Source organism: Hydrogenophaga sp. 2FB (assembly GCF_005503365.1).
Classification (GTDB): domain Bacteria; phylum Pseudomonadota; class Gammaproteobacteria; order Burkholderiales; family Burkholderiaceae_C; genus Hydrogenophaga.
In genome coordinates, this window is record NZ_SCML01000015.1 from 35,001 (window position 1) to 59,216 (window position 24,216).

Annotated in this window: 19 protein-coding genes; 1 reads left to right on the top strand and 18 read right to left on the bottom strand. The window is 65.6% G+C overall.

Annotated features, from left to right (window positions below):
- Window positions 1–118 precede the first annotated feature (118 nt).
- Both FFS09_RS10860 and FFS09_RS10865 read right to left on the bottom strand, forming a co-directional pair.
- Window positions 119–1,213: a M48 family metallopeptidase gene (locus FFS09_RS10860; protein WP_137918888.1), complete on the bottom strand. Its 1,095-nt coding sequence runs from the start codon at window positions 1,211–1,213 to the stop codon at window positions 119–121.
- Complete coding sequence (locus tag FFS09_RS10865; protein ID WP_171019975.1) at window positions 1,213–2,385, bottom strand: YjgN family protein; 1,173 nt, start codon at window positions 2,383–2,385, stop codon at window positions 1,213–1,215. Before FFS09_RS10865 ends, FFS09_RS10860 begins: the two co-directional genes overlap by 1 nt.
- A 91-nt stretch (window positions 2,386–2,476) precedes the next feature.
- On the opposite strand from FFS09_RS10865, the gene FFS09_RS10870 reads away from it, so the two are divergent.
- Complete coding sequence (locus FFS09_RS10870) at window positions 2,477–4,264, top strand: ABC transporter transmembrane domain-containing protein (protein ID WP_137918890.1); 1,788 nt, start codon at window positions 2,477–2,479, stop codon at window positions 4,262–4,264.
- A gap of 9 nt (window positions 4,265–4,273) precedes the next feature.
- Here the strand turns inward: FFS09_RS10870 and FFS09_RS10875 are convergent, their stop codons facing one another.
- From FFS09_RS10875 to FFS09_RS10950, 16 genes are all read right to left on the bottom strand, one after another.
- A complete protein-coding gene (locus tag FFS09_RS10875) occupies window positions 4,274–8,893 on the bottom strand; it encodes an NAD-glutamate dehydrogenase (RefSeq protein ID WP_252374324.1) in 4,620 nt (1,539 codons plus the stop codon).
- A gap of 204 nt (window positions 8,894–9,097) precedes the next feature.
- Window positions 9,098–9,577, bottom strand: a complete 480-nt coding sequence (locus FFS09_RS10880; protein ID WP_137918892.1) for a DUF1178 family protein — start codon at window positions 9,575–9,577, stop codon at window positions 9,098–9,100.
- Complete coding sequence (locus FFS09_RS10885) at window positions 9,574–10,185, bottom strand: NUDIX domain-containing protein (RefSeq protein WP_137918893.1); 612 nt, start codon at window positions 10,183–10,185, stop codon at window positions 9,574–9,576. The genes FFS09_RS10880 and FFS09_RS10885 overlap by 4 nt, the downstream gene beginning before the upstream one ends.
- Window positions 10,182–10,487 carry a DUF2818 family protein gene (locus FFS09_RS10890; RefSeq protein WP_137918894.1) on the bottom strand — a complete coding sequence of 102 codons (306 nt, stop codon included), beginning with the start codon at window positions 10,485–10,487 and terminating at the stop codon, window positions 10,182–10,184. The genes FFS09_RS10885 and FFS09_RS10890 overlap by 4 nt, the downstream gene beginning before the upstream one ends.
- A 61-nt stretch (window positions 10,488–10,548) precedes the next feature.
- Entirely contained in the window at window positions 10,549–12,045 is a 1,497-nt protein-coding gene (gene nuoN / locus FFS09_RS10895; protein WP_137918895.1) for an NADH-quinone oxidoreductase subunit NuoN, read from the bottom strand.
- A gap of 37 nt (window positions 12,046–12,082) precedes the next feature.
- The gene (locus FFS09_RS10900) at window positions 12,083–13,558 is read right to left on the bottom strand and encodes an NADH-quinone oxidoreductase subunit M (protein WP_137918896.1); all 1,476 of its coding nucleotides are present in this window, start codon (window positions 13,556–13,558) and stop codon (window positions 12,083–12,085) included.
- Window positions 13,559–13,574: 16 nt separating this feature from the next.
- On the bottom strand, window positions 13,575–15,617 hold the full coding sequence (nuoL, locus tag FFS09_RS10905) for an NADH-quinone oxidoreductase subunit L (protein ID WP_137918897.1): 2,043 nt from the start codon (window positions 15,615–15,617) through the stop codon (window positions 13,575–13,577).
- A 39-nt stretch (window positions 15,618–15,656) separates the two neighbouring features.
- Window positions 15,657–15,965, bottom strand: coding sequence for an NADH-quinone oxidoreductase subunit NuoK (nuoK, locus tag FFS09_RS10910; protein ID WP_137918898.1), 309 nt, complete (start codon window positions 15,963–15,965; stop codon window positions 15,657–15,659).
- Window positions 15,962–16,612 (bottom strand): NADH-quinone oxidoreductase subunit J, encoded by a 651-nt coding sequence (locus FFS09_RS10915; protein ID WP_137918899.1) that lies wholly within the window; start codon window positions 16,610–16,612, stop codon window positions 15,962–15,964. The genes nuoK and FFS09_RS10915 overlap by 4 nt, the downstream gene beginning before the upstream one ends.
- Window positions 16,613–16,663: 51 nt before the next feature.
- Complete coding sequence (nuoI, locus tag FFS09_RS10920; protein ID WP_137918900.1) at window positions 16,664–17,176, bottom strand: NADH-quinone oxidoreductase subunit NuoI; 513 nt, start codon at window positions 17,174–17,176, stop codon at window positions 16,664–16,666.
- Between the two features lie 15 nt (window positions 17,177–17,191).
- On the bottom strand, window positions 17,192–18,268 hold the full coding sequence (nuoH, locus tag FFS09_RS10925; RefSeq protein WP_137918901.1) for an NADH-quinone oxidoreductase subunit NuoH: 1,077 nt from the start codon (window positions 18,266–18,268) through the stop codon (window positions 17,192–17,194).
- Complete coding sequence (gene nuoG / locus FFS09_RS10930; RefSeq protein WP_137918902.1) at window positions 18,265–20,400, bottom strand: NADH-quinone oxidoreductase subunit NuoG; 2,136 nt, start codon at window positions 20,398–20,400, stop codon at window positions 18,265–18,267. Before nuoG ends, nuoH begins: the two co-directional genes overlap by 4 nt.
- A gap of 21 nt (window positions 20,401–20,421) precedes the next feature.
- On the bottom strand, window positions 20,422–21,795 hold the full coding sequence (gene nuoF / locus FFS09_RS10935; RefSeq protein ID WP_137918903.1) for an NADH-quinone oxidoreductase subunit NuoF: 1,374 nt from the start codon (window positions 21,793–21,795) through the stop codon (window positions 20,422–20,424).
- Window positions 21,792–22,316 (bottom strand): NADH-quinone oxidoreductase subunit NuoE family protein, encoded by a 525-nt coding sequence (locus tag FFS09_RS10940; RefSeq protein ID WP_137918904.1) that lies wholly within the window; start codon window positions 22,314–22,316, stop codon window positions 21,792–21,794. Before FFS09_RS10940 ends, nuoF begins: the two co-directional genes overlap by 4 nt.
- Window positions 22,313–23,566 (bottom strand): NADH-quinone oxidoreductase subunit D, encoded by a 1,254-nt coding sequence (locus tag FFS09_RS10945; protein ID WP_137918905.1) that lies wholly within the window; start codon window positions 23,564–23,566, stop codon window positions 22,313–22,315. The genes FFS09_RS10940 and FFS09_RS10945 overlap by 4 nt, the downstream gene beginning before the upstream one ends.
- 26 nt (window positions 23,567–23,592) lie before the next feature.
- A complete protein-coding gene (locus tag FFS09_RS10950) occupies window positions 23,593–24,201 on the bottom strand; it encodes an NADH-quinone oxidoreductase subunit C (protein WP_137918952.1) in 609 nt (202 codons plus the stop codon).
- Between the last annotated feature and the right edge of the window lie 15 nt (window positions 24,202–24,216).

Here is a 24,216-nt window from a genome sequence, read left to right on the forward strand (position 1 = left end):
AGTTACGAACAGCAACTGTGCCCAAGCTTGTGGATAACCGCAGGCACAACTGCGGCAAGCCACGGCCCGTCTGGCTCCGCAGACTTTGCCCAAAAATCAGGCATGGCGAAGCGCAGGCTCAGCGCACGCCGTCCGGCTGCCACTCGCGAAAGTAGCGGATGCGTTCCTCGTGGTCCGGGTGGCTGGCGATGGCGATCGGCAGCGACACGCTGCGTTCGTCGCCATCCGCACCCGTGTCCTTCTCGCCCTCCCCGCCTTTCGCATCCTCTTCCAGCATGCGCTCGAAGAACACCGCCATCGCCGCCGGCGCGATGCCGCTGCGGTGCAGCAAGCGCGCCGCATGCGCATCCGCACGGCGCTCGGCGTCGCGCGAATAGGCCTGCGTGGCCAGGGTGGCGGGCACGGTGGCGAGGAAGCCGCTGGCGTCGCCCAGCACCACGCCCACCATGGCACTCACCAGGCTGGCGCGCACCAGCATGTCCAACCCGTCGCGGTGCTGCACGTGGCCGAGTTCGTGCGCGAGCACGCCCACGATCGCATCGGGCTGGTCGTGCAGCAGCTGCACCAGGTCATCGGTGATGACCATGAAGCCGCCCGGCAAGGCAAAGGCGTTGGCACCGAGCACGGGCGACGCGTGGAAGGCCAGCGTCCATGGCGGCGCGTCGTCTTGCGGGTAGCCGTTCTCCACCACGGTCTTGAAGCGCTGGCGCAGGTCGTCCTGCTGCGCTTGCGGCAAGGCGCTGGGGCGCAGGAACAGGCGATCGAGCTGCTGCAAGCTCTGGCGACCGATGTGGGTGTCGAGCGACTGCGGTATCTGATGCGCCAGCGTCTGGCTCAACCAGGGCACGCCCCAGACCCAGGCCACCGCCAGAAACGCCACCGTGCCGCCCAGCGCCCACAAGGTCGCGCGCCAGCTCTGCATCCAGCCCACCACCGCGCTCTCGCGCTGGCCGCTGGCTTGCCACCAGGCGTCCCATTCGGCGGCGTTGGCATGCTGGATCAACCCACCGTCGGGCAGTTCGGCCTGGCGCTGGCCGTGCGTGCGGCGTTCGGGCCAGCGCACGCGGTTCAGTGGATAGCGCCGCTCGGGGTGGGCTGCATCGTCGTGCACCCGCATGCGCAGCTCCGCGCCTTCGATGCGCAGCGTGACGGCGCGGGCTTTGGGTGAATGGCCGTCAAACCAGTGCGATTCGAGCGCGCCGGATTCGCTCATCACAGGCCCATGTCGATACCGAAGAAGTCACCCGCGGCATCGCCCAGCACGCCCTTGTTCGATTTCTGCGCGCGCGCGAGCCACTCGTCCACCGGGCCCTGCACGTCCAGCGACATGGCTTCGAGCTTCAGGCGCGCGGTGCGCACTTTGGCGAAAGGCCAGTACAGGCCCAGCGTGATCACGATCAACAACCAGTTGACCAGCGTGACGCGGAACAGCGCGCGAAAGCGCAGGCTGCTGTCGAAGTGAATCTTGTGGCTGCGCGTGCCACCCCAGATCAGGTTCTGCATGCGCGCGGTGACATAGGGCATGGTCAGGAGCGGCACCAGCAGGTAGATCACCGCCAGCGCTGCCGTGATCAGCAAAGGCGCGAGCGCCCCGCCCAACAGGAACAGTGGCGCGATCAGCACCACGCCCGCCAACACCCCCACGGCGATGCTCAGGCCCAAGGTCTTCAGGAACAACAGGTAGAAGCTGCCTGCGCCCACTTTCAAGGCCGTGCGCTCCTGCGCAAAAGCGTAGCCGCCATGCTGGTAGCGCTTCATCCGGGCAAACAACCACGGCAACAAGGCCATGAAAGCCAACGTGACCAAGCCCACCACCTGCATGCTGCGCTGCGCCGCTTCGCGCGCCATTTTTTCGCCCTCTTCCATCTCGGGCAGGAACAGCACGAACACCAGGGCTGGCAAGAAAAACGGCAGCATGCTCAGGTAGGCCGACTTGAGATCACCCACGAAGGACAGACGCACGCCGCGCCAGCTCGTGTTGCGCAGACGGAACTGCAGCGACGCGCGCCACAGCGCGGGCCACAGCGCCGCGAACACCGCCAGCGCGATCCAGGTCAGGCCGGGCTGGAAGTTCGACACGGCCCAGTACGCCACACCGAGCAGGAGCACCAGCAGGTAACCACGGAACATCTTCCACGGGTCGGCGTGAAAGCCCAAAGGATCGCCGCCCACCAGCGTGTTGTTCTGGAAGTAGGCGATGCGGCGCGCACGCGCAAAGGGCACGTAGAGCGTGAACGTCACCAGCGTGAGCAGGAGGTTCACGATCCAGATGCGGAAATACTCGCTGCCCGAGCCGGTGAACCGGATATCGAGCGATTGCATCGGCCGGGACGCGTCCGTGCCTGGCAGCACCTCGGTGGGTGCGAAATCGTCTTGTTGTGCCATCCTCTGCCCTTGAAGTGATTGATTTCGGGCGCATCCTAGCACCGCGCCCCGCACGTTCGGGGTCGCCCATCGGACCTCCATCGGAACCACCATGCCACAACCCTTCGCCGCCGAACGCCCCAAGGCCACCACGCCCACCTCGCTCGGTGGCCTCGTCCCATTCATGCGGCCGTACCGGACCCAGATCGGGCTGGCCATGCTGTTCCTGGTGCTCGCAGCGGTCGCCACGCTGTTGTTTCCCGTCGCGCTGCGGGGACTGATCGATGGCGGTCTCGTCGCGAGCGACCGCAGTGCGCAGGCCATGGGCTTGCGCGGCCACTTCCTCGAACTCTTCGCCGTGGCGGTGGCGCTCGGTCTGTTTTCCGCGGCGCGCTTCTACCTCGTGAGCTGGCTGGGCGAGCGCATCACCGCCGACCTGCGCACCGCCGTCTACAGCCACGTGCTGCGACAAAGTCCGCAGTTCTTCGAGACCACGCAAACGGGCGAAGTGCTCTCGCGCCTGACCACCGACACCACGCTGGTGCAGACCGTGGTGGGCTCGTCGCTCTCCATGGGCCTGCGCAACGCGGTGATGGGCATCGGCGCGCTGATCATGCTGGTGTGGACCAACCCCTACGTGATGCTGCAGGTGCTGCTGATCATCCTGCTGGTGGTGCTGCCCAGCATGTGGTTCGGCCGGCGCGTGCGCAAGCTCTCCCGCGCCAGCCAGGACCGCGTGGCCGACTCCAGCGCGATCGCGGCCGAAGTACTCAACGCCATCCCGATCGTGCAGAGCTACACCGCCGAAGACCGCGAAGCATCGCGCTTTCGCGGCTCGACCGAGAGCGCCTTCGTCACCGCGATCCGCCGCACCAAGGCACGCGCCGGCATGGTGGCCTTCATCATCATCACCACGGCCGCGCTGCTGCTCTGGGGCCTGTACCAGGGCACGCAAGCGGTGCTGGCGGGCACCATCACACCGGGCCACCTGGGGCAGACCGTGGTCTACATCATCATCCTCGCGGGTGCCGTGGGCGTGCTGGGCGAGGTGTACGGCGATCTGCTGCGCGCCGCGGGTGCGAGCGAACGGTTGATGGAGCTGCTGGCCAGCGAATCGCCGGTGCAATCACCTGCGGTTCCGCAGCAGGCCCCGTCGCCACAGGGCGGCAGCGCGCTGGCGTTTGATGGCGTCACCTTCCACTATCCCTCGCGCCCCGCGCAAGCCGCGCTCAGCGGTTTCACGCTGGACGTGCAACCGGGGAAAACCGTGGCGCTCGTCGGCCCCAGCGGCGCGGGCAAGACGACCGTGTTCGGTTTGCTGCTGCGCTACTACGACCCGGCGCAAGGCAGCATCCGGCTCGATGGCGTGCCCATCCACCAGCTGGACCTGCACGCGCTGCGCCAACGCATCGGCATCGTGCCGCAGGACCCGGTGATCTTCTCCAGCAGCGCCTTGGAAAACATCCGCTACGGCAAGCCCGACGCCAGCGACGCCGAGGTGCGCGCCGCCGCCGCCGCGGCCTTCGCGGACGAGTTCATCGAAAAACTGCCCGAGGGCTACGACACCTTCCTGGGCGAACGCGGCGTGCGCCTGTCGGGCGGCCAGCGCCAGCGCATCGCCATTGCGCGCGCCATGCTCAAGAACCCACCCCTGCTGCTGCTCGACGAAGCCACCAGCGCGCTGGACGCGCAGAGCGAACGCATGGTGCAGGCGGCGCTGGAATCGGCCATGAAAGACCGCACGACGCTGGTGATCGCCCACCGCCTGGCCACCGTGCAAAAGGCCGACCTGATCGTGGTGCTGGACCACGGGCGGCTGGTGGAGCAAGGCACGCACGCCGAGCTGGTGGCGCATGGCGGCGTGTACGCGGGGTTGGCGGCGCTGCAGTTCAACGCCTGACGCGCGGCGTCAGGCGAGCTGGCGCAGCTCCCGCAACGCGACCGACACCGGCGCCAGATCGGGCGCCTGGTTGGCGATGCTCTCGTGCATGGCGTTGACGCGTTCAATCGCCTTGGCGTGGCGCTCCTGCCATGAGGTCAGCTCCTGCTGGCTGCTCAGCAGCGACAACACCAGTTGCCCGGCGATGGAGTACACGTCGTCGCGCGCGCTGGCACGGGCCTGGGTCTGCCACAGCGAGTCGGTCGGCAGCTTGCCGATGTGCTGGCGCCAGCGGTCCAGGCCGAGCGTGCTCTCGATCGCGAAATAGGTCCGCGCGGCCTGCTCCAGCGTGCTGCCGGCCTTGGCCGCCACATCGACCAAGTCCAGCACCGGGTACAGGTGGTCGAGCACGGTCAGGTCGTCGGCCAGCTGGGCATCCACACCCGCCTGCACCAGGCGGGCGCTGGCCACCTTCCATTGCTCGCGGGCGGTGGCGGGCAGCCATTGCTCGACGTGCTGGCGCAGCGTGCGGGCCGCCGGGCGGTACTTGGCGATCAGCGTGGGCAGGTCGCCCTGGCCGCGCTGGCGCAGCATCCAGCGGCTGGCGCGCTGGGCGATGGCGGCCAGCTGGGTGAGCAGGCTCAGCTGCAGTTCGGTCGTGACCTTGTTGTCCAGCGCGTCGATCTGATCCCAGATCGGTTCGAGTGCAAACACCTCGCGCGCCAGGGTGTAGGCGCTGACCACCTCGGCCGCGGTGCACAAGGCCTCGTTGGCCAGGAAGTTGACGAAGGTGGCGCCGACGCGGTTGGCCACGGTGTTGGTCATGAAGGTGGCGATGATCTCGCGCTTGAGTGGATGCCGCGCGATGAAGTCGCCATGGCGTTCGCCCAGCACCACCGGGAAATACATCTTGAGCACGCGCGCGTAGAACGGGTCGTCGGGCAGCTCGCTGCCGCACAACTCGTCGAACAGGTTCATCTTGGCGTAGGCCAGCAGCACGGCGTTTTCGGGGCGCGTCAGGCCCCGCCCGTCGCGCTTGCGCTTGCCCAGTTCTTCATCGCTCGGCAGAAACTCGATGGCGCGCTTGAGCAGGCCGATGTGTTCGAGCCGGCGCATCAGGTTCTGCTGCCCGTCGAGCAGGTAGACGGGCCGGGTGGCGGCCAGTTCGATCTGCTGCGTCTGGTAGTAGTTGTCCTGCAACACGAGATGGCCGACCTCGTCGGTCATGCTGGCGAGCAGGTCGTTGCGGCTCTCCAGCGTGAGCCCACCGGCTTCCTGCACCGCACCCAGCAGGATCTTGATGTTGACCTCGTGGTCGGAGCAGTCCACGCCGGCCGAGTTGTCGATGGCGTCGGTGTAGATCAGGCCGCCGGCCTGGGCGAACTCGATGCGGCCGTTCTGCGTGCAGCCCAGGTTGCCGCCTTCGCCGAACACTTTGCAGCGCAGCTCGTTGCCGTTGACGCGGAAGGCATCGCCCGCCTTGTCACCCACCTGGGCGTGGCTCTCGAAGCTGGCTTTCACGTAGGTGCCGATGCCGCCGTTGTAGACCAGATCCACCGGTGCCTTGAGGATGGCGTTGAGCAGCTCGTTGGGCGCCATCTCAGTGGCCTCGGTGCCGATGACGGCGCGCGCCTGTGCACTCAACGGGATCGACTTCGCGCTGCGCGGGAAGACGCCACCGCCTTCGCTGATGAGGCCCTTGTCGTAGTCGGCCCAGCTGGAGCGAGGCAGCTTGAACAACCGCTCGCGCTCGGCGTAGCTGGCCGCGAGATCGGAGGGGTTGGGGTCGATGAAGATGTGGCGGTGGTCAAAGGCCAGCACCAGCCGGATCTGGGTGGACAGCAGCATGCCATTGCCGAACACGTCGCCCGACATGTCGCCGATGCCGGCCACGTTGAAGGGCTGGGTTTGCGTGTCCACGCCCAGGCCGCGGAAATGGCGCTTGACCGATTCCCAGGCGCCGCGCGCGGTGATGCCCATCTTCTTGTGGTCGTAGCCGACCGAGCCGCCCGACGCGAACGCGTCGCCCAACCAGAAGCCGTAGGTCGCGCTCACGCTGTTGGCGATGTCGCTGAACGTCGCCGTGCCCTTGTCGGCGGCGACCACCAGATAGGGGTCGTCCTCATCGTGGCGCACCACGTCAGGGGGCGGCACCACCGCGCCCTTGACCAGGTTGTCGGTGATGTCGAGCAGACCCGACAGGAAGGTCTTGTAGCAGGCCACGCCTTCGGCCAGATAGGCTTCGCGCTCGCTCGCGGGCGGGGCCTTCTTCAGCACGAAGCCCCCCTTGGAGCCCACGGGCACGATCACCGTGTTCTTCACCATCTGCGCCTTGACCAGGCCGAGGATTTCGGTGCGGAAATCCTCGCGCCGGTCCGACCAGCGCAGGCCCCCGCGCGCGACCTTGCCACCGCGCAGGTGCAGGCCCTCGAAGCGGGGCGAATAGACCCAGATCTCGAACAGGGGTTTGGGCTCGGGCACGTTGGGGATGTCGCGCGGGCTGAGCTTGAAGCTCATGTAGTCCTTGCCGCGCTGGTAGACATTGGTGCGCAGCGTGGCCTGGATGGTGCTGAGGAACTGGCGCAGCACGCGGTCTTCTTCCAGGCTGGCCACGTCCGCCAGCAGGGCTTCCAGCGCGCGCACCTTGGCTTGCGTGCGTTCGCTGCGTCCGTCGGCCTGCGCCGGATCGAAGCGGACCGCGAACAGCTCGGCCAGGCCCTGCGCGATGGCCGGGTTCTTGTTGAGGGTGTCTTCGATGTAGCTCTGGCTGAAGGCGAAACCCAGTTGCTTGAAGTAGCGCACATAGGCGCGCAGCACGGCAATGGCGCGGGCATCCAGCTCGGTGGACAGCACCAGGCGGTTGAGCGCGTCGATCTCCATCTCCTGGCGCCAGACGGCCTGGAACAGCTCCTCGAAGCGGAACTTGAGGCGGTCGACGTCCAGCGACTGGGCAAACTGCAGGCCCCAGTCGTGCAGCCAGTAGCCCGGTGCGGCCAGGTGGTAGGGATGCTCGTCGAGCACCCGCGCGCCCATGGACTCCATCACGGGCATCGCGTCCGACAGCGTGATCTTCTGTGTGGCGTAGGTCTTGAAACGCACCTGCCCGTCGCGCTGGTACAGCTTGAGCGCCAGCGGCTGCTGTTCGCTCAGGCCGTTGAGGACGGCCGCATCGCTGGCGGCGGTGTCGGCGTCGAAGTCCTCGCGGTAGGCGGTCGGGAACGCCGCCACCAGGGCTTCCAGGCCGCCGGCACTGCGGCCGTTCTGCGCCAGCAGCACGGCGTTCACGCCGTCGACCCAGCGCTTGCAGGCCTGGGCCACCCGGGCTTCGAGCTGGACCAGATCCACCTGCGCGGGCAGCTTGTCCTTGGCGCGCACGATGTAGTGGATGCGCGCGAGCGCGCTGTCGGTGAGCATGGGCGTGAACTCGATCGACGCGGCGTCGAACGCCTCGGTGAACATGGCCCCGAGTTTCACGCGCAACTCGGTGGTGTACACCTCGCGCGGCACATACACCAGCAGGGAGACCAGGCTGCCGTAGGCACCGCGGCGCATGAACAGGCGCACGCGCTGGCGCTCCTGCAGGCGCAGGATGCCCATGGCGTGCTGCTCCAGGGTGGCCGCATCGATTTGCAGCATCTCGTCGCGCGGGTAATTCTCCAGGATCGCCTGCAAGGCCTTGTGGGCGTGGCTGCCCTTGACCACGCCGGCATTGGCCATGACCCGCGCCACGTGCTGGCGCACCACCGGGATCTGCTCGACCGAAGCGGCATAGGCCGCCGAGGTGTACAGCCCCAGGAACCGGCTCTCCCCCACCAGCTTGCCGGCCGCATCCAGCCGCTTGACGCTGATGGCGTCGAGCCACGCGGGGCGGTGCACGGTGGAGCGGCTCATGGCCTTGGTGGACAGCACCAGATCGGGGTTGGCCACGAAGACATCCGCGGGCTGGACCGGCAGGGCCTGGGCCCCCGGGGCCTTGAGCATGCCCAGTGCCGTGCCAGGCAGGGGCACCAGCACATCGCCCCGGAGTTCGTAGTCTTCGGCGGCCAGGAAGGTGAAGTGGCCTTGTTCGAGCCAGGTCAGAAAGGCCTTGGCTTCGTCGGCGACGGACGCGTCCAGCGCGGTGAAGCTGGCGTTGAGCACCTGCACGCGCGACAGCATGGCGCGCCAGTCATGCACGGCCAGGCGCACATCCTGCAAGGTGTCTTCAATGGCCTTGCACAGCGCCACGCCCTCGGGGTCGGACGCGAGCCGGTCGCACTCGACCAGCATGCACGAGACCACCTGGCCCTCGCTGGTGCCTGGTTTCGCCGCGTCGGTGATCTGGGCCACATGGCCCGCCGCATCGCGCGTGACGCGCAGCAGGGGGTGGACGATCCAGTGCAGGGTGCGCCCGCTGCGGTTGACCGCCATGCCCACCGAGTCCACCAGGAAAGGCATATCCGGGTGCACGATCTGCAGCACATGCGTGCCACTTTCCTTGGCCAGCTTCCTGGGCAGCTCCAGGATCTGCACCCGCACCTCGCCCACCGTCGACGCGCTCAGCAGGGCCTGGTGCGCGGCGGCCATGGTCTTGAGCAAGGCGGGGTCGCGGCTGCGCATTTCCTCGGGGTCGGCGGCGGCGAAATACAGGTCCTGAAAACTGGGGTTCATGATCGGCATCCGGTCAAATGGGGTCGTTGGGGGGGGAGGATGTGCGCGATTCTAGGATCGCTCCACGCACCCGAACGGCCCCAGACAAGGATTGCATGGACCCATGCCATGCCGTCATGCGTAACGTGCATGATGCGCCCCCAGGCCGCACCCGGCCACAAAAAAACCCCGCGCGGCGGGGTTTTGCAAGGGATGCGGCGGACCCTATTGCAGGGTTTCCTTGATCGCCGGCAGCATCGGCAGGGCAATGACTTCAACGCCCTCTTCCATCAACTCCAGCGCCTCCTGCGGGCTTGCCTGGCCGCGGATCTGCCGGTGTTCGACCTCGCCGTGGTGCATGGCGCGCGCCTCGTCGGCAAAACGTTCGCCCACGTCTTCCGTGTTCGCCATCACTTCGCGCAAGGCTTTCAGGATGCGCGCCTGCATCGCCGCGATCTCCGGCTTGCCACCGTGGTTGCTCATGGCCACCGCGTGGCTCTCGGACGGTGCGGCGGGCGGCTTGGCGTCCTGATGGCTCGCCCGCAGATTCAACCGCGGCGCGGAGAGCATCTTCTGAATGTGTGCATCGCCGCACAACGGGCACGACACGAGGCCGCGCTCCATCTGGCTCGCGAAGTCGTCTTCGGAGCCGAACCAGCCTTCAAAGTCGTGCTGCTGCGCGCATTGCAGGTTGAGAACCTTCATGCCGTGGATTTTCCAGCATCCACCGCGTCATGGGCTGCGGTCCATTCCAGAGACCACTCCCCTTGCAGGACGTTGTGCAGCCACATCGAACCGATCAAGGTCTTGCTGTCGATCACCTCGCCGTTGAAGCACCAGGCCTTCAACTCGGCCGGCGTGGCGCTGAACACGTCGAGGAATTCACCGTCGTCGAGGCGGCGCGCGCCCAGCGTGAGGCCGCGCGCGAACCAGATATCGATGACTTCGTCGGAATAGGCGATGGTGGGTGCGAGCCGGCCGGCAAACGCCCACTCACGCGCGCTGTAACCCGTTTCTTCGAGCAGCTCACGCTGCGCGCAGGCCAGGCTGCCCTCGCCCGCGTCAAGCTTGCCCGCGGGAAACTCGATCATCACGGCCTGCATGGGGTGGCGGAACTGCCGTTCCAGCACCACGCGGCCGTCGTCCAGCAGGCCGATCACCATCACCGCGCCGGGATGCAGCACGTATTCGCGCGTCGCTTCGGCTTCGTTGGGCAGGCGCACGGTGTCGCGCACCACGTGCAGGAAATTGCCGCGCAGCAACTCGGTGCGCGACAGCGTGGTTTCTCGCAGGTGGCGGTCGTCCTGGTTCATCCGCGGTGCCGGTACAGGTAGCGGTAAACAAAACCCGGGAAGGCCAGCGTGAGGAAGAGCGCGCCGGTGGTGGCGTAGAACTCCCAGCCTTGCGGGGCGATCTGCCCGGCGCGCTGCTCCAGCGCCAAACCGAGCGCGCCGACCAGGAAGTACAACACCACCAGCTCCCCCACGCGCATCCACAAGGTCTTCTTCGGCGCGCGACGCGGCACGACGGCGAACCAGCGCTCGTTGACGAAGGGAAGGTTGGCGGCGATGAAGGCGGCGATCAACACCAGCCAGACGGAAAGGGTATGGGTCATGGAACGGTGTGTGAGCCGGCGGCCACCGGCAAGTTCACCGGCAACCGCAAGTCTCTGGCCTTCAGGCGAACAATTGCGCCACAGCCTGGGCGCACAAGGTCATGAGACCACCCGGCACGATGCCCAGCACCAGCACCAGCGCGCCGTTGAGGGTGAGCACCGAGCGCGCGTCCAGGCCGGCTTCGATCTCGGCCGTCTGGGTGGGTGCGTCGAAGTACATGACCTTGACGACGCGCAGGTAGTAGAAAGCGCCGATCAGCGACATGACCACCGCGAAGACGGCCAGGCCCACGTAGAACGCGCCGCTCGACGCCAGCAGCGCCTGCAGCACCGACAGCTTGGCGTAGAAGCCCACCAGCGGCGGCACGCCGGCCAGCGAGAACATGCAGACCGCCATCACGCCGGCGTACAGCGGGCTGCGCTGGTTCAAGCCGGCGAGGTCGGTGATGTTCTCCGACTCGAAGCCGTTGCGCGAGAGCAGCAGGATCACGCCGAAGGTGCCCAGCGTGGTCAGCACGTAGGTGATGACGTAGAACATGGACGAGCCGTAGGCGTTGGCCATGTTGCCCGCATCGCCCTGCACCACGCCCGCCAGCAAGCCCAGCAGCATGAAGCCCATCTGCGAGATGGTGGAGAACGCGAGCATGCGTTTGATGTTGGTCTGCGCGATGGCGGCCAGGTTGCCGATCAGCAGCGACATGACGGACAACACGGCCAGCATCTGCTGCCAGTCCACGGCGAGTGGCAACAGGCCTTCGACCAGCAGCCGGATCACGATGGCGAAAGCGGCCAGCTTGGGCGCGCCACCGATGACGAGCGTGATGGCGGTGGGGGCACCGTGGTACACGTCGGGCACCCACATGTGGAAGGGCACGACACCGAGCTTGAACGCCAGGCCGGCGACCACGAACACGAGACCCAGCGTGAGCACCTGGGCCGAGCCCTTGAGCGTGGCCTCGCCACCGGCGATAGCCTTCAACACCTCGGTCACGTCGAGCGAGCCGGTCGCGCCGTACACCATGGACAGGCCGTAGAGCAGGAAACCGCTGGCCAGCGCACCGAGCACGAAGTACTTCATGGCCGCTTCGGTGGCTTGCACGTTGTCCCGGCGCAGCGCCACCAGGGCGTAGCTGGAAAGCGTGAGCAGTTCCAGGCCGAGGTAGATCACCAGGAAGTTGTGGCCCGAGATCATGACGAACATGCCCAGCAACGCGAACATGCCCAGCGTGAACAGTTCGCCACCGCGCAGCATGTCGCGCTGGCCGGAATAACCACGGCCGTACACCAGGGTGACCATCATGGCGATCGACGCGAAGCACTTGAGCCAGTTGCCCATGGGGTCGCTGACGATCATGCCGCCAAAGCCCACCACGGTGCTGCCCGATGCCGCCGCCATGCCTTGCAGCACGGCGATGACCGCGAGGGTGAGCAGCGTCAGACCGTAGGTGGCGCCACGCAGCGGCGTCTTCACGCCCAGGTCCACCAGCGCGATCACGCAGGCCATCGTCAGCAGAAGAATTTCTGGGTAGGCCGCGACCCAGCTGAGCTTGTCAATCATGATGTGAGCGTTCTCTTGTGTAGCGTGCCCGGGAGGCTCAGTTCAGTTTGGAGATGGCGACGTGGCGCAGCAGCTCGGCCACGGACGCGTCCATCACATCGGTGAAGGGCTTGGGATAGACACCCATGTAGAGCACGGCCAGCGCCAGCACACCCAGCACGAGGAATTCGCGCTTGTTGATGTCGGTCAGCGCCTTGACGTTGTCGTTGCCCACGCTGCCCAGGTAGACGCGCTTGTACATCCACAGCGAGTAGGCGGCGCCGAAGATCAGGGCCGACGCGGCCATCAGGCCGATCCAGAAGTTGGCCTTGACGGCGGCGATGATCACCATCCACTCGCCCACGAAACCGGCTGTGGCGGGCAGGCCGCAATTGGCCATGGTGAACAGCAGCGCGAAGGCGGCGAAATTGGGCATGGTGTTGACCACACCGCCGTAGTCGGCGATTTCGCGCGAGTGCACGCGGTCGTACAACACGCCGATGCAGAGGAACATGGCGGCCGAGACGAAGCCGTGGGCGATCATCTGCACGATCGCACCGGACACGCCGAGGTCGCTGAAGATGAAGAAGCCGAGCGTGACGAAACCCATGTGCGCCACCGACGAGTAAGCCACCAGTTTCTTCATGTCCTGCTGGACCATCGCCACCAGGCCGACGTAGATCACGGCGATGATGGAGAGCGCGATCATCAGCCAGGCCCATTCATGGGACGCGTCGGGCAGGATGGGCAGCGAGAAGCGCAGGAAGCCGTAGGCGCCCAGCTTGAGCATGATGGCCGCCAGCACGGCGGAGCCGCCGGTGGGCGCTTCCACGTGCACGTCGGGCAACCAGGTGTGCACCGGCCACATCGGCACCTTCACGGCGAAGGCGGCGAACAAGGCGAAGAACAGCAGCGTTTGCGCGGTGCCACCGAGCGGCAGCTTGTACCAGTCGGCCAGTGCGAAGCTGCCGCCGGACTGCGTGTACAGGTAGATCAGCGCGATCAGCATGAGCAGCGAGCCCAGCAGCGTGTAGAGGAAGAACTTGAACGCCGCGTAGATCTTGTTCGGGCCGCCCCAGATGCCGATGATCAGGTACATCGGGATCAGCGTGGCTTCGAAGAACACGTAGAACAGCATCGCGTCCTGCGCGCTGAAGACGCCGATCATCAGACCCGAGAGAATCAGGAACGCGGCCATGTACTGGTTCACGCGCGAGGTGATCGACTCCCAGCTCGCCACGATCACCACCACGTTGATGAACGCGGTCAGCAGGATCAGCCAGAGCGAGATGCCGTCCACGCCGAGGTGGTAGTTGACGTTGAAGCGTTCGATCCAGACGCCCTTCTCGACAAACTGCATCGCCGCGGTGCCGAGCTCGAAGCCCGTGTACAGCGGCACCGTCACGGCCAGGCTGACAATGGCGCCGATCAGCGCGATCCAACGCACCACATGCGCCTGATCGTCGCGGCCCAGGGCCAGCAGCACGACGCCAAAAAAGATCGGCGTCCAGATTGCAAGGCTCAGCAAACCCATCTTGTTATCCCTCTTCTTATTTGGCGAGCCAGACGAAGTACGTCATGAACAGCAGCACGCCCACGATCATCATGAGCGCGTAGTGGTACAGGTAGCCGGTCTGCGCACGGCGCACCACCGACGACACCGCGCCCACGATCTTCCAGCTGGCGTTGACCACGCCGCCTTCGATCACGCCGCGGTCGCCGCCCTTCCACAGGCCCACGCCCAGACCGCGCGCGGCCTTGGCCAGCACGTTCTCGTTGAACCAGTCCATGTAGTACTTGTTCTCCAGCACCACCACGATCGGGCGCAACGCGCGGGCGATGGCGGCGGGCACGGCCGGGTTGATCAGGTACATGTACCAGGCGAGCACCGCACCGGCCAGGGCCAGATACAGCGGCGCCGTCTTCAGGGCATGCAGCGCCATGGCCAGCGGGCCGTGGAACTCTTCGGCGAACCTGGCGACGGCGGGGTGGGCCGCCGAGTTGATGGTGATCGCGTCCTTGAAGAACTCACCGAACAGCATGGGCTCGATGGTCATGTAGCCGATCACCACCGAGGGAATCGCCAGCAGGAGCAGCGGCACTGTCACCACCCAGGGCGACTCGTGCGGCTTGCCGTCACCATGCCCGTGGCCATGGTCCTCGTGCGCGTGGTCGTCGTGGTGGTCATCGTGGTGCGCGTCCGGGTTCTGGTCGTAGCGCTCCTTGCCGTGGAACACCAGGAAGTAGAGGCGGAACGAATAGAACGAGGTGACGAACACACCGGCGAGCACCGCGAAGTGCGCGAAGCCAGCGGCGGGCAGCGTGCTGAAGTGCACCGCCTCGATGATGCTGTCCTTGGAATAGAAGCCGGAGAACAGCGGCGTGCCGATCAGCGCCAGCGTACCCAGCAGCGAGGTGATCCAGGTGATGGGCATGTACTTGCGCACGGCGCCCATCCAGCGGATGTCCTGGTTGTGGTGCAGGCCCATGATGACCGAGCCGGCCGCGAGGAACAGCAGGGCCTTGAAGAAGGCGTGGGTCATGAGGTGGAACACCGCCACCGAGTAGGCCGACGCGCCCAGCGCCACCGTCATGTAGCCCAGCTGCGAGAGCGTGGAGTACGCGACCACGCGCTTGATGTCGTTCTGGATGATGCCCAGGAAGCCCATGAACAGCGCGGTGATGGCGCCGATGATGAGGATGAAGTTGAGCGCGGTGTCCGACAGCTCGAACAGCGGCGACATGCGCGCGACCATGAAGATGCCGGCCGTCACCATGGTGGCGGCGTGGATCAGCGCAGAGATTGGCGTGGGGCCTTCCATGGAGTCGGGCAGCCAGACGTGCAGCGGGAACTGTGCGCTCTTGCCCATGGCGCCGATGAACAGGCAGATGCAGATCACGGTGATCAGCAGCCAGTCGGTGCCGGGGAAGCCCAGCGCGCCGAGTTCAGGCGCCTTGGCGAACACCTCGGTGTAGTTCATGGTGCCGGCATAGGCCACGATCAGGCCGATGCCGAGGATGAAGCCGAAGTCGCCCACGCGGTTGACCAGGAAGGCCTTCATGTTGGCGAAGATCGCCGTGGGCTTGTTGAACCAGAAACCGATCAGCAGGTACGACACCAGGCCCACCGCTTCCCAGCCGAAGAACAGCTGCAGCAGGTTGTTGCTCATGACCAGCATGAGCATGGAGAAGGTGAACAGCGAGATGTAGGCGAAGAAGCGGTTGTAGCCGTCGTCTTCTTCCATGTAGCCGATGGTGTAGACGTGCACCATGAGCGAGACGAAGGTGACCACCACCATCATCATCGCGGTGAGGCCGTCGACCAGGAAACCGATCTCCATCTTCAGCCCGCCCACCACCATCCAGGTGTAGAGGGTTTCGTTGAAGCGCGCACCGTCCATGGCCACGCTCTTGAGCGTCATGGCCGAGAGGATGAAGGCGATCAACACGCCCAGGATGGTGAAGGTGTGCGAGGTGCGGCGGCCGATCACGTTGCCGCCGAAGGTCGTGCCCAGAATGCCGGCGATCAACGAACCGACCAGAGGGGCCAGCGGGACGGCGAGCAAGGTGCTTGCAGAGAGGGTGGTGCTCATGGGGTTCTTGCCTGAGTTCTCGTGTGGGTGGCCCTGGCCTCAACCCTTGAGGGTGTTGAGTTCTTCGACGCTGATCGACGACTTGTTGCGGAACAGCAGCACCAGAATGGCCAGACCGATCGCCGATTCGGCGGCGGCCACGGTCAGGATGAAAAACACGAAGATCTGGCCGTGCATGTCGCCCAGATAGTGCGAGAACGCCACGAAGTTCATGTTGACGGCCAGCAGCATCAGCTCGATGGCCATGAGCAACACGATGAGGTTCTTGCGGTTGAGAAAAATGCCCACGACCGAGATCGCAAACAGGATCGCGCCGACGGCGAGGAAATGGCCCAGGGTCAGGTTCATGGCTTCTGGCCCTCCGGGGCGGCGGCCGCTTCCACAATGGGCGCGGCTTTCTGCGTGGCGTTCATCGGCAGCACCACCAGACGGTCCTTGGCGCGCACGTGCACTTGCAGGTTGGGGTTGATGGCCTTGCTGTCCTTGCGTTGGCGCAGGGTCAACGCGATGGCGGTGATCATCGCCACCAGCAGGATCACACCCGCCACCTGAATGGGGTACAGGTACTCGGTGTAGAGCAACACACCCAGCTCGCGGGTGTTGGAGTAGTTGGCGGCCTTGGCGGCCACTTCAGGGCTGGCCGAGATGGACGGGAAACCGGCCCACAGCACGGCAATGAGCTCGGCGGCCACGAAGACGCCGAGCACCGTGGCCATCGGGAAATGTTTCCAGAAGCCCTGGCGCACGGTGTCCAGGTTGATGTCGAGCATCATCACGACAAACAGGAACAGCACCATCACGGCGCCCAGGTACACCAGCACCAGCGTGATGCCCAGGAACTCGGCCTTGAGCAGCAGCCACAGTGCGGCCGCTTGCGAGAACGCCAGCATGAGGAACAACACGGCGTGCACCGGGTTGCGCGCGGTGATCACGCGGTAGCCGGCAAACAGCAGCACCGCGGAGAAGAGGTAAAAAAAGCCGGTCTGGTAGTCCATGGCGTCTTGGTTCTTGTGTCGTCTGGTCAGGCCGAATCGGTTCGGCGTGGATCAGCGATAGGGGGCGTCAGCGGCCCGGGCGGCGGCAATTTCGGATTCGTAGCGGTCGCCCACGGCCAGCAGCATTTCCTTGGTGAAGTACAGGTCACCGCGCTTCTCGCCGTGGTACTCCAGGACATGCGTCTCGACGATGGAATCCACCGGGCAGCTCTCTTCGCAGAAGCCGCAGAAGATGCACTTGGTCAGGTCGATGTCGTAACGCGTGGTGCGGCGCGAACCGTCGTCGCGCACCTCGGACTCGATGGTGATCGCCAAGGCCGGGCACACGGCTTCGCAGAGCTTGCAGGCAATGCAACGCTCTTCGCCGTTTTCATAGCGGCGCAGCGCGTGCAGGCCACGGAAGCGCGGCGACAGTGGTGTTTTTTCCTCGGGGAACTGCACCGTGATCTTGCGCTTGAAAGCGTAGCGGCCGGTCAGGGCCATGCCCTTGAACAGCTCCACCAGCAGAAAGCTGTTGAAGAAGTCGCGGAAGGAGAAAGGCGCAACGGCCGTGGTGGTGGACATGGTCAATCGCCCTGCTTATTTCCAGATGTTCCAAGGTGTCTGCATGAACGCACCCACGAGGAGCAGCCAGATCAACGTGACAGGAATGAAAATCTTCCAGCCCAGACGCATGATCTGGTCGTAGCGGAAGCGTGGAAAGGTGGCGCGGATCCAGATGAACATGGACACCACGACACAGGTCTTGATGCCGAGCCAGATCCAGCCCGGGATGAAGTCCAGCGCGCCGATCGGCGAGAGCCAGCCACCCAGGAACATCAGCACGGCCAGTACCGACACCAGCCACATGCTGGCGTACTCGGCCAGGAAGAAGATGGCAAAGCCCATGCCCGAGTACTCGACCATGTGGCCCGCGACGATTTCCGCCTCGCCTTCCACCACGTCGAACGGGTGGCGGTTGGTTTCGGCCACGCCGGAGATCAGGTAGACGAAGAAGATGGGCAGCAGCGGCAGCCAGTTCCACGACAGGAAACCCAGACCCATGTTGGCGCCCATGCCGCGCGATTGCGAGGCCACGATTTCGCCCAGGTGCAGGCTGCCGGCGGTCATGACGACCACGAGGAAGCAGAAGCCAATGGCAATTTCGTAGCTCACCATCTGCGCCGAGGCGCGCAGCGCGCCCAGGAAGGCGTACTTCGAGTTGGACGCCCAGCCCGCGATGATCACGCCATACACCTCGATCGAGGTGATGGCCAGCACCACCAGCAGGCCCGCGTTCACGTTGGCGATGATCGCCTCCGGACCAAACGGGATCGCGACCCACGCGGCCAGTGCCGGCATGATGGCCATCACCGGGCCCAGGCGGAACAAACCATTGCTCGCGGCGCTGGGGCGGATCAGTTCCTTGGTCAGCAGCTTGAGCGCGTCGGCGATCGGCTGCAGCAGGCCCATGGGGCCCACGCGGTTGGGACCGTGGCGCACCTGGATCCAGCCCAGCAGCTTGCGCTCCCACAGCGTGAGGTAGGCCACCAGGCCCATCAGCGGCGCGAGCACGGCCACGATCTTGATCAGGTTCCAGATGACGGGCCAGGCGCCGGTCGACCACCAGGTGGCGTTGATCAGGCCCAGGCCGCCGTTGTACATCGCATCGATCACGCTGCGGCTCCTTCCACGGCTTGAGCGCTCATCCGCGCGTCGGCGGTGAGTTGCAGGGCGGTCGAGCGGCGCACCAGGCCGTCGAGCTGGTAGATGGAGGCGACGCACGGCGCGGCGGTGGCCGGGCTCATGTCGATCGCCGCAGTGCTGGCGTTCGACAGGCGGGCGGCATCGACCACATCACCACTGGCGACACCCGGCAGCGCGGCGGACAGCACGGCTTGCGACGAATCGGCGTCGAAGCCCGGCAGGGCCAGCAGGTTGCCCAGCACGCGCAGAACCTTCCAAGCCGGACGCGTATCGCCCAGCGGACGCACGACGGCGTGGAAACTTTGCAGGCGGCCTTCGGCGTTCACGAAGGAACCCGAGGTTTCGGTGAACGGTGCGATGGGCAGCAGCACGTCGCTGATGTCCAGGTTGGTCTTGAACGGGCTGAGCGTGACCACCATGCCAGCAGAAGCCAAGCCTTGTGCACCGGCTGCGGTGTCCTGCGCGGGTTCGGTGTTCAGCAGGATCGCGGCGCGCAGTTGGCCACCGAGCATCTGGCTGGCGTTCAGACCGCCCTGCCCTGGCACGGCGTTCACCAGTTGCGCGCCCACGGTGTTGGCCGCTTCGGTCAGGTAGCCGACGGTGGCGCCGGTCTGTTGCGCGATCCAGTTGGCCAGCGCGAGCAGGCTCGACGCCTTGGCGTGGTGCGCCGCGGCGTTGCCCAGCAGGATGGCCTTGTGCTCGCCACCCAGCAACGACTTGGCCACCGCGCGGTGCGCGTCCGTGGCGTCGCCACTCACAGGTGCGGCAGCGCCGGTTTCGGCACCGATGGCAGCGGCGATGCCCGCCAGGGCCGAGACCCATTCAGCGCTGTCGGCCAGCACGGTGTTCTTCACCGGCATGGCCCAGTCTTGCGCCACGGCGTTGAGCACGTTGACCTGGGCGCCCTTGCGTTGCGCCTGGCGGATGCGCTGCGCGAACAGCGGATGGTCCTTGCGCAGGTTCGAGCCGATGACCAGCACGCGTTGCAGCATGGAGAGCGAAGCGATCGGCAACCCGAGCCAACGAGCAGCACCGCTGGATGCGGCGTTGGCAAAGTCGGCGTGGCGCAGGCGCGCATCGATGTTCTGGCTGCCCAGACCCCGCACCAGCGCGCCGGCCAACGCGAGTTCTTCGAGCGTGCTGTGCGGGCTGGCGAGCACGCCAATGCCGGCGGCGCCGTTCTCGGTCTTGACCTGCTTCAGGCCATTGGCCACGTATTCGAGCGCGGTCTGCCAATCCACCGTGTGCCACTCGCCGCCCTGCTTGAGCATGGGCGCGGTCAGGCGCTCTTCGCTGTTGACGGCTTCGTACGAGAAGCGGTCGCGGTCGGCGATCCAGCATTCGTTGACGGCTTCGTTCTCCAGCGGCACCACGCGCATGACCTTGTGGTTCTTCACCTGAACGATCAGGTTGGCCCCGGTCGAATCGTGCGGGCTCACGCTCTTGCGGCGCGAGAGTTCCCAGGTGCGGGCGCTGTAGCGGAACGGCTTGCTGGTGAGCGCGCCGACCGGGCAGATGTCGATCATGTTGCCCGACAGCTCGGAGTCCACCGTGTCGCCGAGGAAGGTTTCGATCTCGGCGTGTTCACCGCGGTGCGACATGCCCAGCTCCATCACGCCGGCCACTTCCTGGCCAAAGCGCACGCAGCGGGTGCAATGGATGCAGCGGCTCATCTCTTCCATCGAGATCAGCGGGCCCACGTCCTTGTGGAACACCACACGCTTTTCTTCTTCGTAGCGCGAACCGGAGCCACCGTAGCCCACGGCCAGATCTTGCAGCTGGCACTCGCCGCCCTGGTCGCAGATCGGGCAGTCCAGCGGGTGGTTGATGAGCAGGAACTCCATCACCGACTGCTGGGCCTTGATCGCCTTGTCGCTCTTGGTGCGCACGATCATGCCCTGCGTCACCGGCGTGGCGCAGGCGGGCATGGGCTTGGGCGCCTTCTCCACGTCGACCAGGCACATGCGGCAGTTGGCCGCGATGGACAGTTTCTTGTGATAGCAGAAGTGCGGGATGTAGGTGCCTGCCTTTTCGGCCGCATGCATCACCATGCTGCCCGGGGGCACTTCCACCTTCTTGCCGTCGAGTTCGATTTCAACCATGGGGTTTTCTTCTCTGGAGCCTTAAGCAGCCTTGGCGGGCGACTGAGCGGCCGCGATCTTGGCCTCGAACTCATGCCGGAAGTGTTTGATCATGGCGCGCACCGGCATGGCCGCTGCGTCGCCCAGGGCGCAGATGGTGCGGCCCATGATGTTCTCGGCCACGTTGTCGAGCAGCGCCATGTCGGCGGGTTTGCCCAGGCCGCGGTCGATGCGGTCGACCACGCGCCAGAGCCAGCCCGTGCCTTCGCGGCACGGCGTGCACTGGCCGCAGGATTCGTGCATGTAGAAGTAGGACAGGCGCTTGAGCGACTCGACCATGTCGCGCGAATCGTCCATCACGATGACGGCGCCCGAGCCCAGCATGGAGCCGGCCTTGGCGATGGAGTCGTAGTCCATCGTGCACTCCATCATGATGTGAGCAGGCAGCACCGGTGCCGACGAGCCACCGGGGATCACCGCCTTGAGCGTGCGGCCCTTGCGCACACCACCGGCGAGTTCCAGCAGCTTGCTGAAGGGGGTGCCCAGCGGCACTTCGTAGTTGCCCGGCATTTCGACGTCGCCCGACACCGAATAGATCTTGGTGCCGCCGTTGTTCGGCTTGCCGCAGGCGAGATACGCCGCGCCGCCGTTGCGGATGATCCAGGGCACCGCGGCAAAGGTCTCGGTGTTGTTGATCGTGGTCGGCTTGCCGTACAGGCCAAAGCTGGCCGGGAACGGCGGCTTGAAGCGCGGCTGGCCCTTCTTGCCTTCGAGCGATTCGAGCAGCGCGGTTTCTTCGCCGCAGATGTAGGCGCCAAAACCGTGGGCCGCATGCAACTGGAAGTTGAAGCCGCTGCCCATGATGCCGTCGCCGAGGAAGCCCGCGGCACGCGCTTCTTCCAGCGCGGCTTCGAAGCGGTCGTAGGCTTCGAAGATCTCGCCGTGGATGTAGTTGTAGCCCACGCTGATGCCCATGGCGTACGCCGCGATCGCCATGCCTTCGATGACGATGTGCGGGTTGTACATCAGGATGTCGCGGTCCTTGCAGGTGCCGGGCTCGCCTTCGTCCGAGTTGCACACCAGGTACTTCTGACCCGGGAACTGGCGCGGCATGAAGCTCCACTTCAGGCCGGTCGGGAAGCCTGCACCGCCACGGCCGCGCAGCGCCGATTCCTTCAGCGTGGCGATGACCTGGTCCTGCGTCATGCCCGCCACAGGCGGATCGCCCGCGGGTGGCGCGCCGTCCTGGCCCAGCACCTTGCGCAGGGCCTGGTAGCCACCACGCGCGACGTAGTCCTTGAGCGACCAGTTGTTGCCATCGAGACCCGCGTAAATCTGCGGCTCGATGTGGCGACCGTGGAAGCAGGTCTGCACGCCGGTGGCGCGGAACTGCGAGAGGATCTGCTCGGCGTTCATGCTTGTCCTTCCGATGCCTGCACCGATGATTTGAGGCCATCGACCAGCTGGTCCAGCTTCTCATTGCTCATGAAGCTGCACATGTGGCGGTCGTTGACCAGCATCACGGGCGAATCGGCGCAGGCGCCCAGGCATTCGCTCTGCTGCAGCGTGAACAGGCCATCGGCCGTGGTCTCGCCCATGGCGATGCCCAGCTTGTGCTCCAGGTGGTGCAAGGCCTTGTTGCCGTCGCGCAGTTGGCACGGCAGGTTGGTGCAGACGTTGAGCTTGAACTTGCCCACCGGCCGCTGGTTGTACATGTTGTAGAAGGTCGTGACCTCGTGCACAGCGATCGGTTCGACACGCAGGTAGGCGGCCAGCGCCACCTCGGCTTCGGGGCTCACGTAGCCCTCTTCCTGCTGGATGATGGCCAGGCAGGCCATCACCGCGGAAATGCGCTGCTCGTCAGGGTACTTGGCGGCCTCGCGGTCGAAGCGCCGAATCGTGGCCTCTTTGAAGGACTCGGGCGTGACGGTGCTCATCGGTCGATCTCTCCGAAAACGATGTCCATGGTGCCGATGATGGCGACCGCATCGGCCAGCATGTGACCGCGCGCCATTTCGTCCATGGTGGCGAGGTGCGCAAAACCGGGCGCGCGAATCTTCAGGCGGTAGGGCTTGTTGGCGCCGTCGCTGACGAGGTAAATGCCGAACTCGCCCTTGGGGTGTTCGACTGCCGCGTAGGCCTCGCCTTCGGGCACGTGGAAGCCTTCGGTGAAGAGCTTGAAGTGGTGGATCAGCTCTTCCATGTTGGCCTTCATGGCCTCACGGGCGGGTGCAGCCACCTTGTGGTTATCGGTGATCACCGGGCCGGGGTTGGCGCGCAGCCACTTCACGCACTGCTCGATGATGCGGTTGGACTGCTTCATCTCTTCCATGCGGACGAGGTAGCGGTCGTAGCAGTCGCCGGTCTTGCCCACCGGGATGTCGAAATCCATCTGGCCGTACACGTCGTACGGCTGTTTCTTGCGCAAGTCCCAGGCGATGCCGGAGCCGCGCAGCATCGGGCCGGTCATGCCCAGGTTGAGGGCACGCTCGGGCGTGACCACGCCAATACCAACGGTGCGCTGTTTCCAGATGCGGTTGTCGGTCAGCAGCGTGTGGTACTCGGCCAGGTAGGTCGGGAAGCGCTTGGTGAAGTCGTCGATGAAGTCGAGCAGCGAACCCTGGCGGTTCGTGTTCATCTCGGCCATCGCGCGCGCGTTGCGGATCTTGCTGTGCTTGTACTGCGGCATGCTGTCCGGCAGGTCGCGGTAGACACCACCCGGACGGAAGTAGGCCGCGTGCATGCGCGCGCCGGAAACAGCCTCGTACATGTCGAACAGGTCTTCGCGTTCGCGGAACGCGTAGATGAGGATGGTCGAGCTGCCGCAGTCGTTGCCGTGCGAACCCAGCCACATCAGGTGGTTCAGCAGGCGCGTGATCTCGCTGAACATCACGCGGATGTACTGCGCGCGAATCGGCACCTCGATGCCCAGCAGCTTTTCAATGGCCAGGCAGTAGGCGTGCTCGTTGCACATCATCGACACGTAATCGAGCCGGTCCATGTAGGGCAGCGACTGGATGTAGGTCTTGTGCTCGGCCAGCTTTTCGGTGGCGCGGTGCAGCAGCCCGATGTGCGGGTCGGCGCGTTGCACGACCTCGCCGTCGAGTTCCAGCACGAGGCGCAGCACGCCGTGCGCGGCCGGGTGCTGCGGGCCGAAGTTCAGGGTGTAGTTCTTGATCTCTGCCATGACGATTCACACAACGGGCCGAGGCCTCAGTGCAGGCCCCCGTAGTTGTCTTCGCGGATGATGCGCGGCGTGATTTCGCGCGGCTCGATGGTCACCGGTTCGTAGATCACGCGCTGGCGCTCGGCGTCGTAGCGCATCTCGACGTGGCCCGACAGCGGGAAGTCCTTGCGGAACGGGTGGCCGATGAAGCCGTAGTCGGTCAGGATGCGGCGCAGATCGTCGTGGCCTTCGAACACGATGCCGTACAGGTCGAACGCCTCGCGCTCGAACCAGTTGGCACCAGCCCACACCGAGGTGACCGACGCGAGCACTGGGAAGTCGTCCTCGTCGCAGAACACGCGCACGCGCACACGGTGGTTGTGGGTGATCGAAAGCAGGTGCGACACGGCAGCGAAACGCTGGCCTTCCCAGCGGCCGTCACCGTAGGTCTGGTAGTCCATGCCGCAGAGATCGATGAGCTGTTCGAAGCGGGCCTGCGGCGCATCGCGCAAGGTTTGCATGACGGCCAGATAGTCGGCCGCCTTCACGGTCAGCGTGACCTCTTCGCGCACCACCAGGATCGACTGAGCCTTCTCACCCAGCAAGCCTTCGAGCGTGGTTTTCAACGCCTCGGGCTCGACGGCGTGGGGAGTCATGGCGGTGTCGGTCAT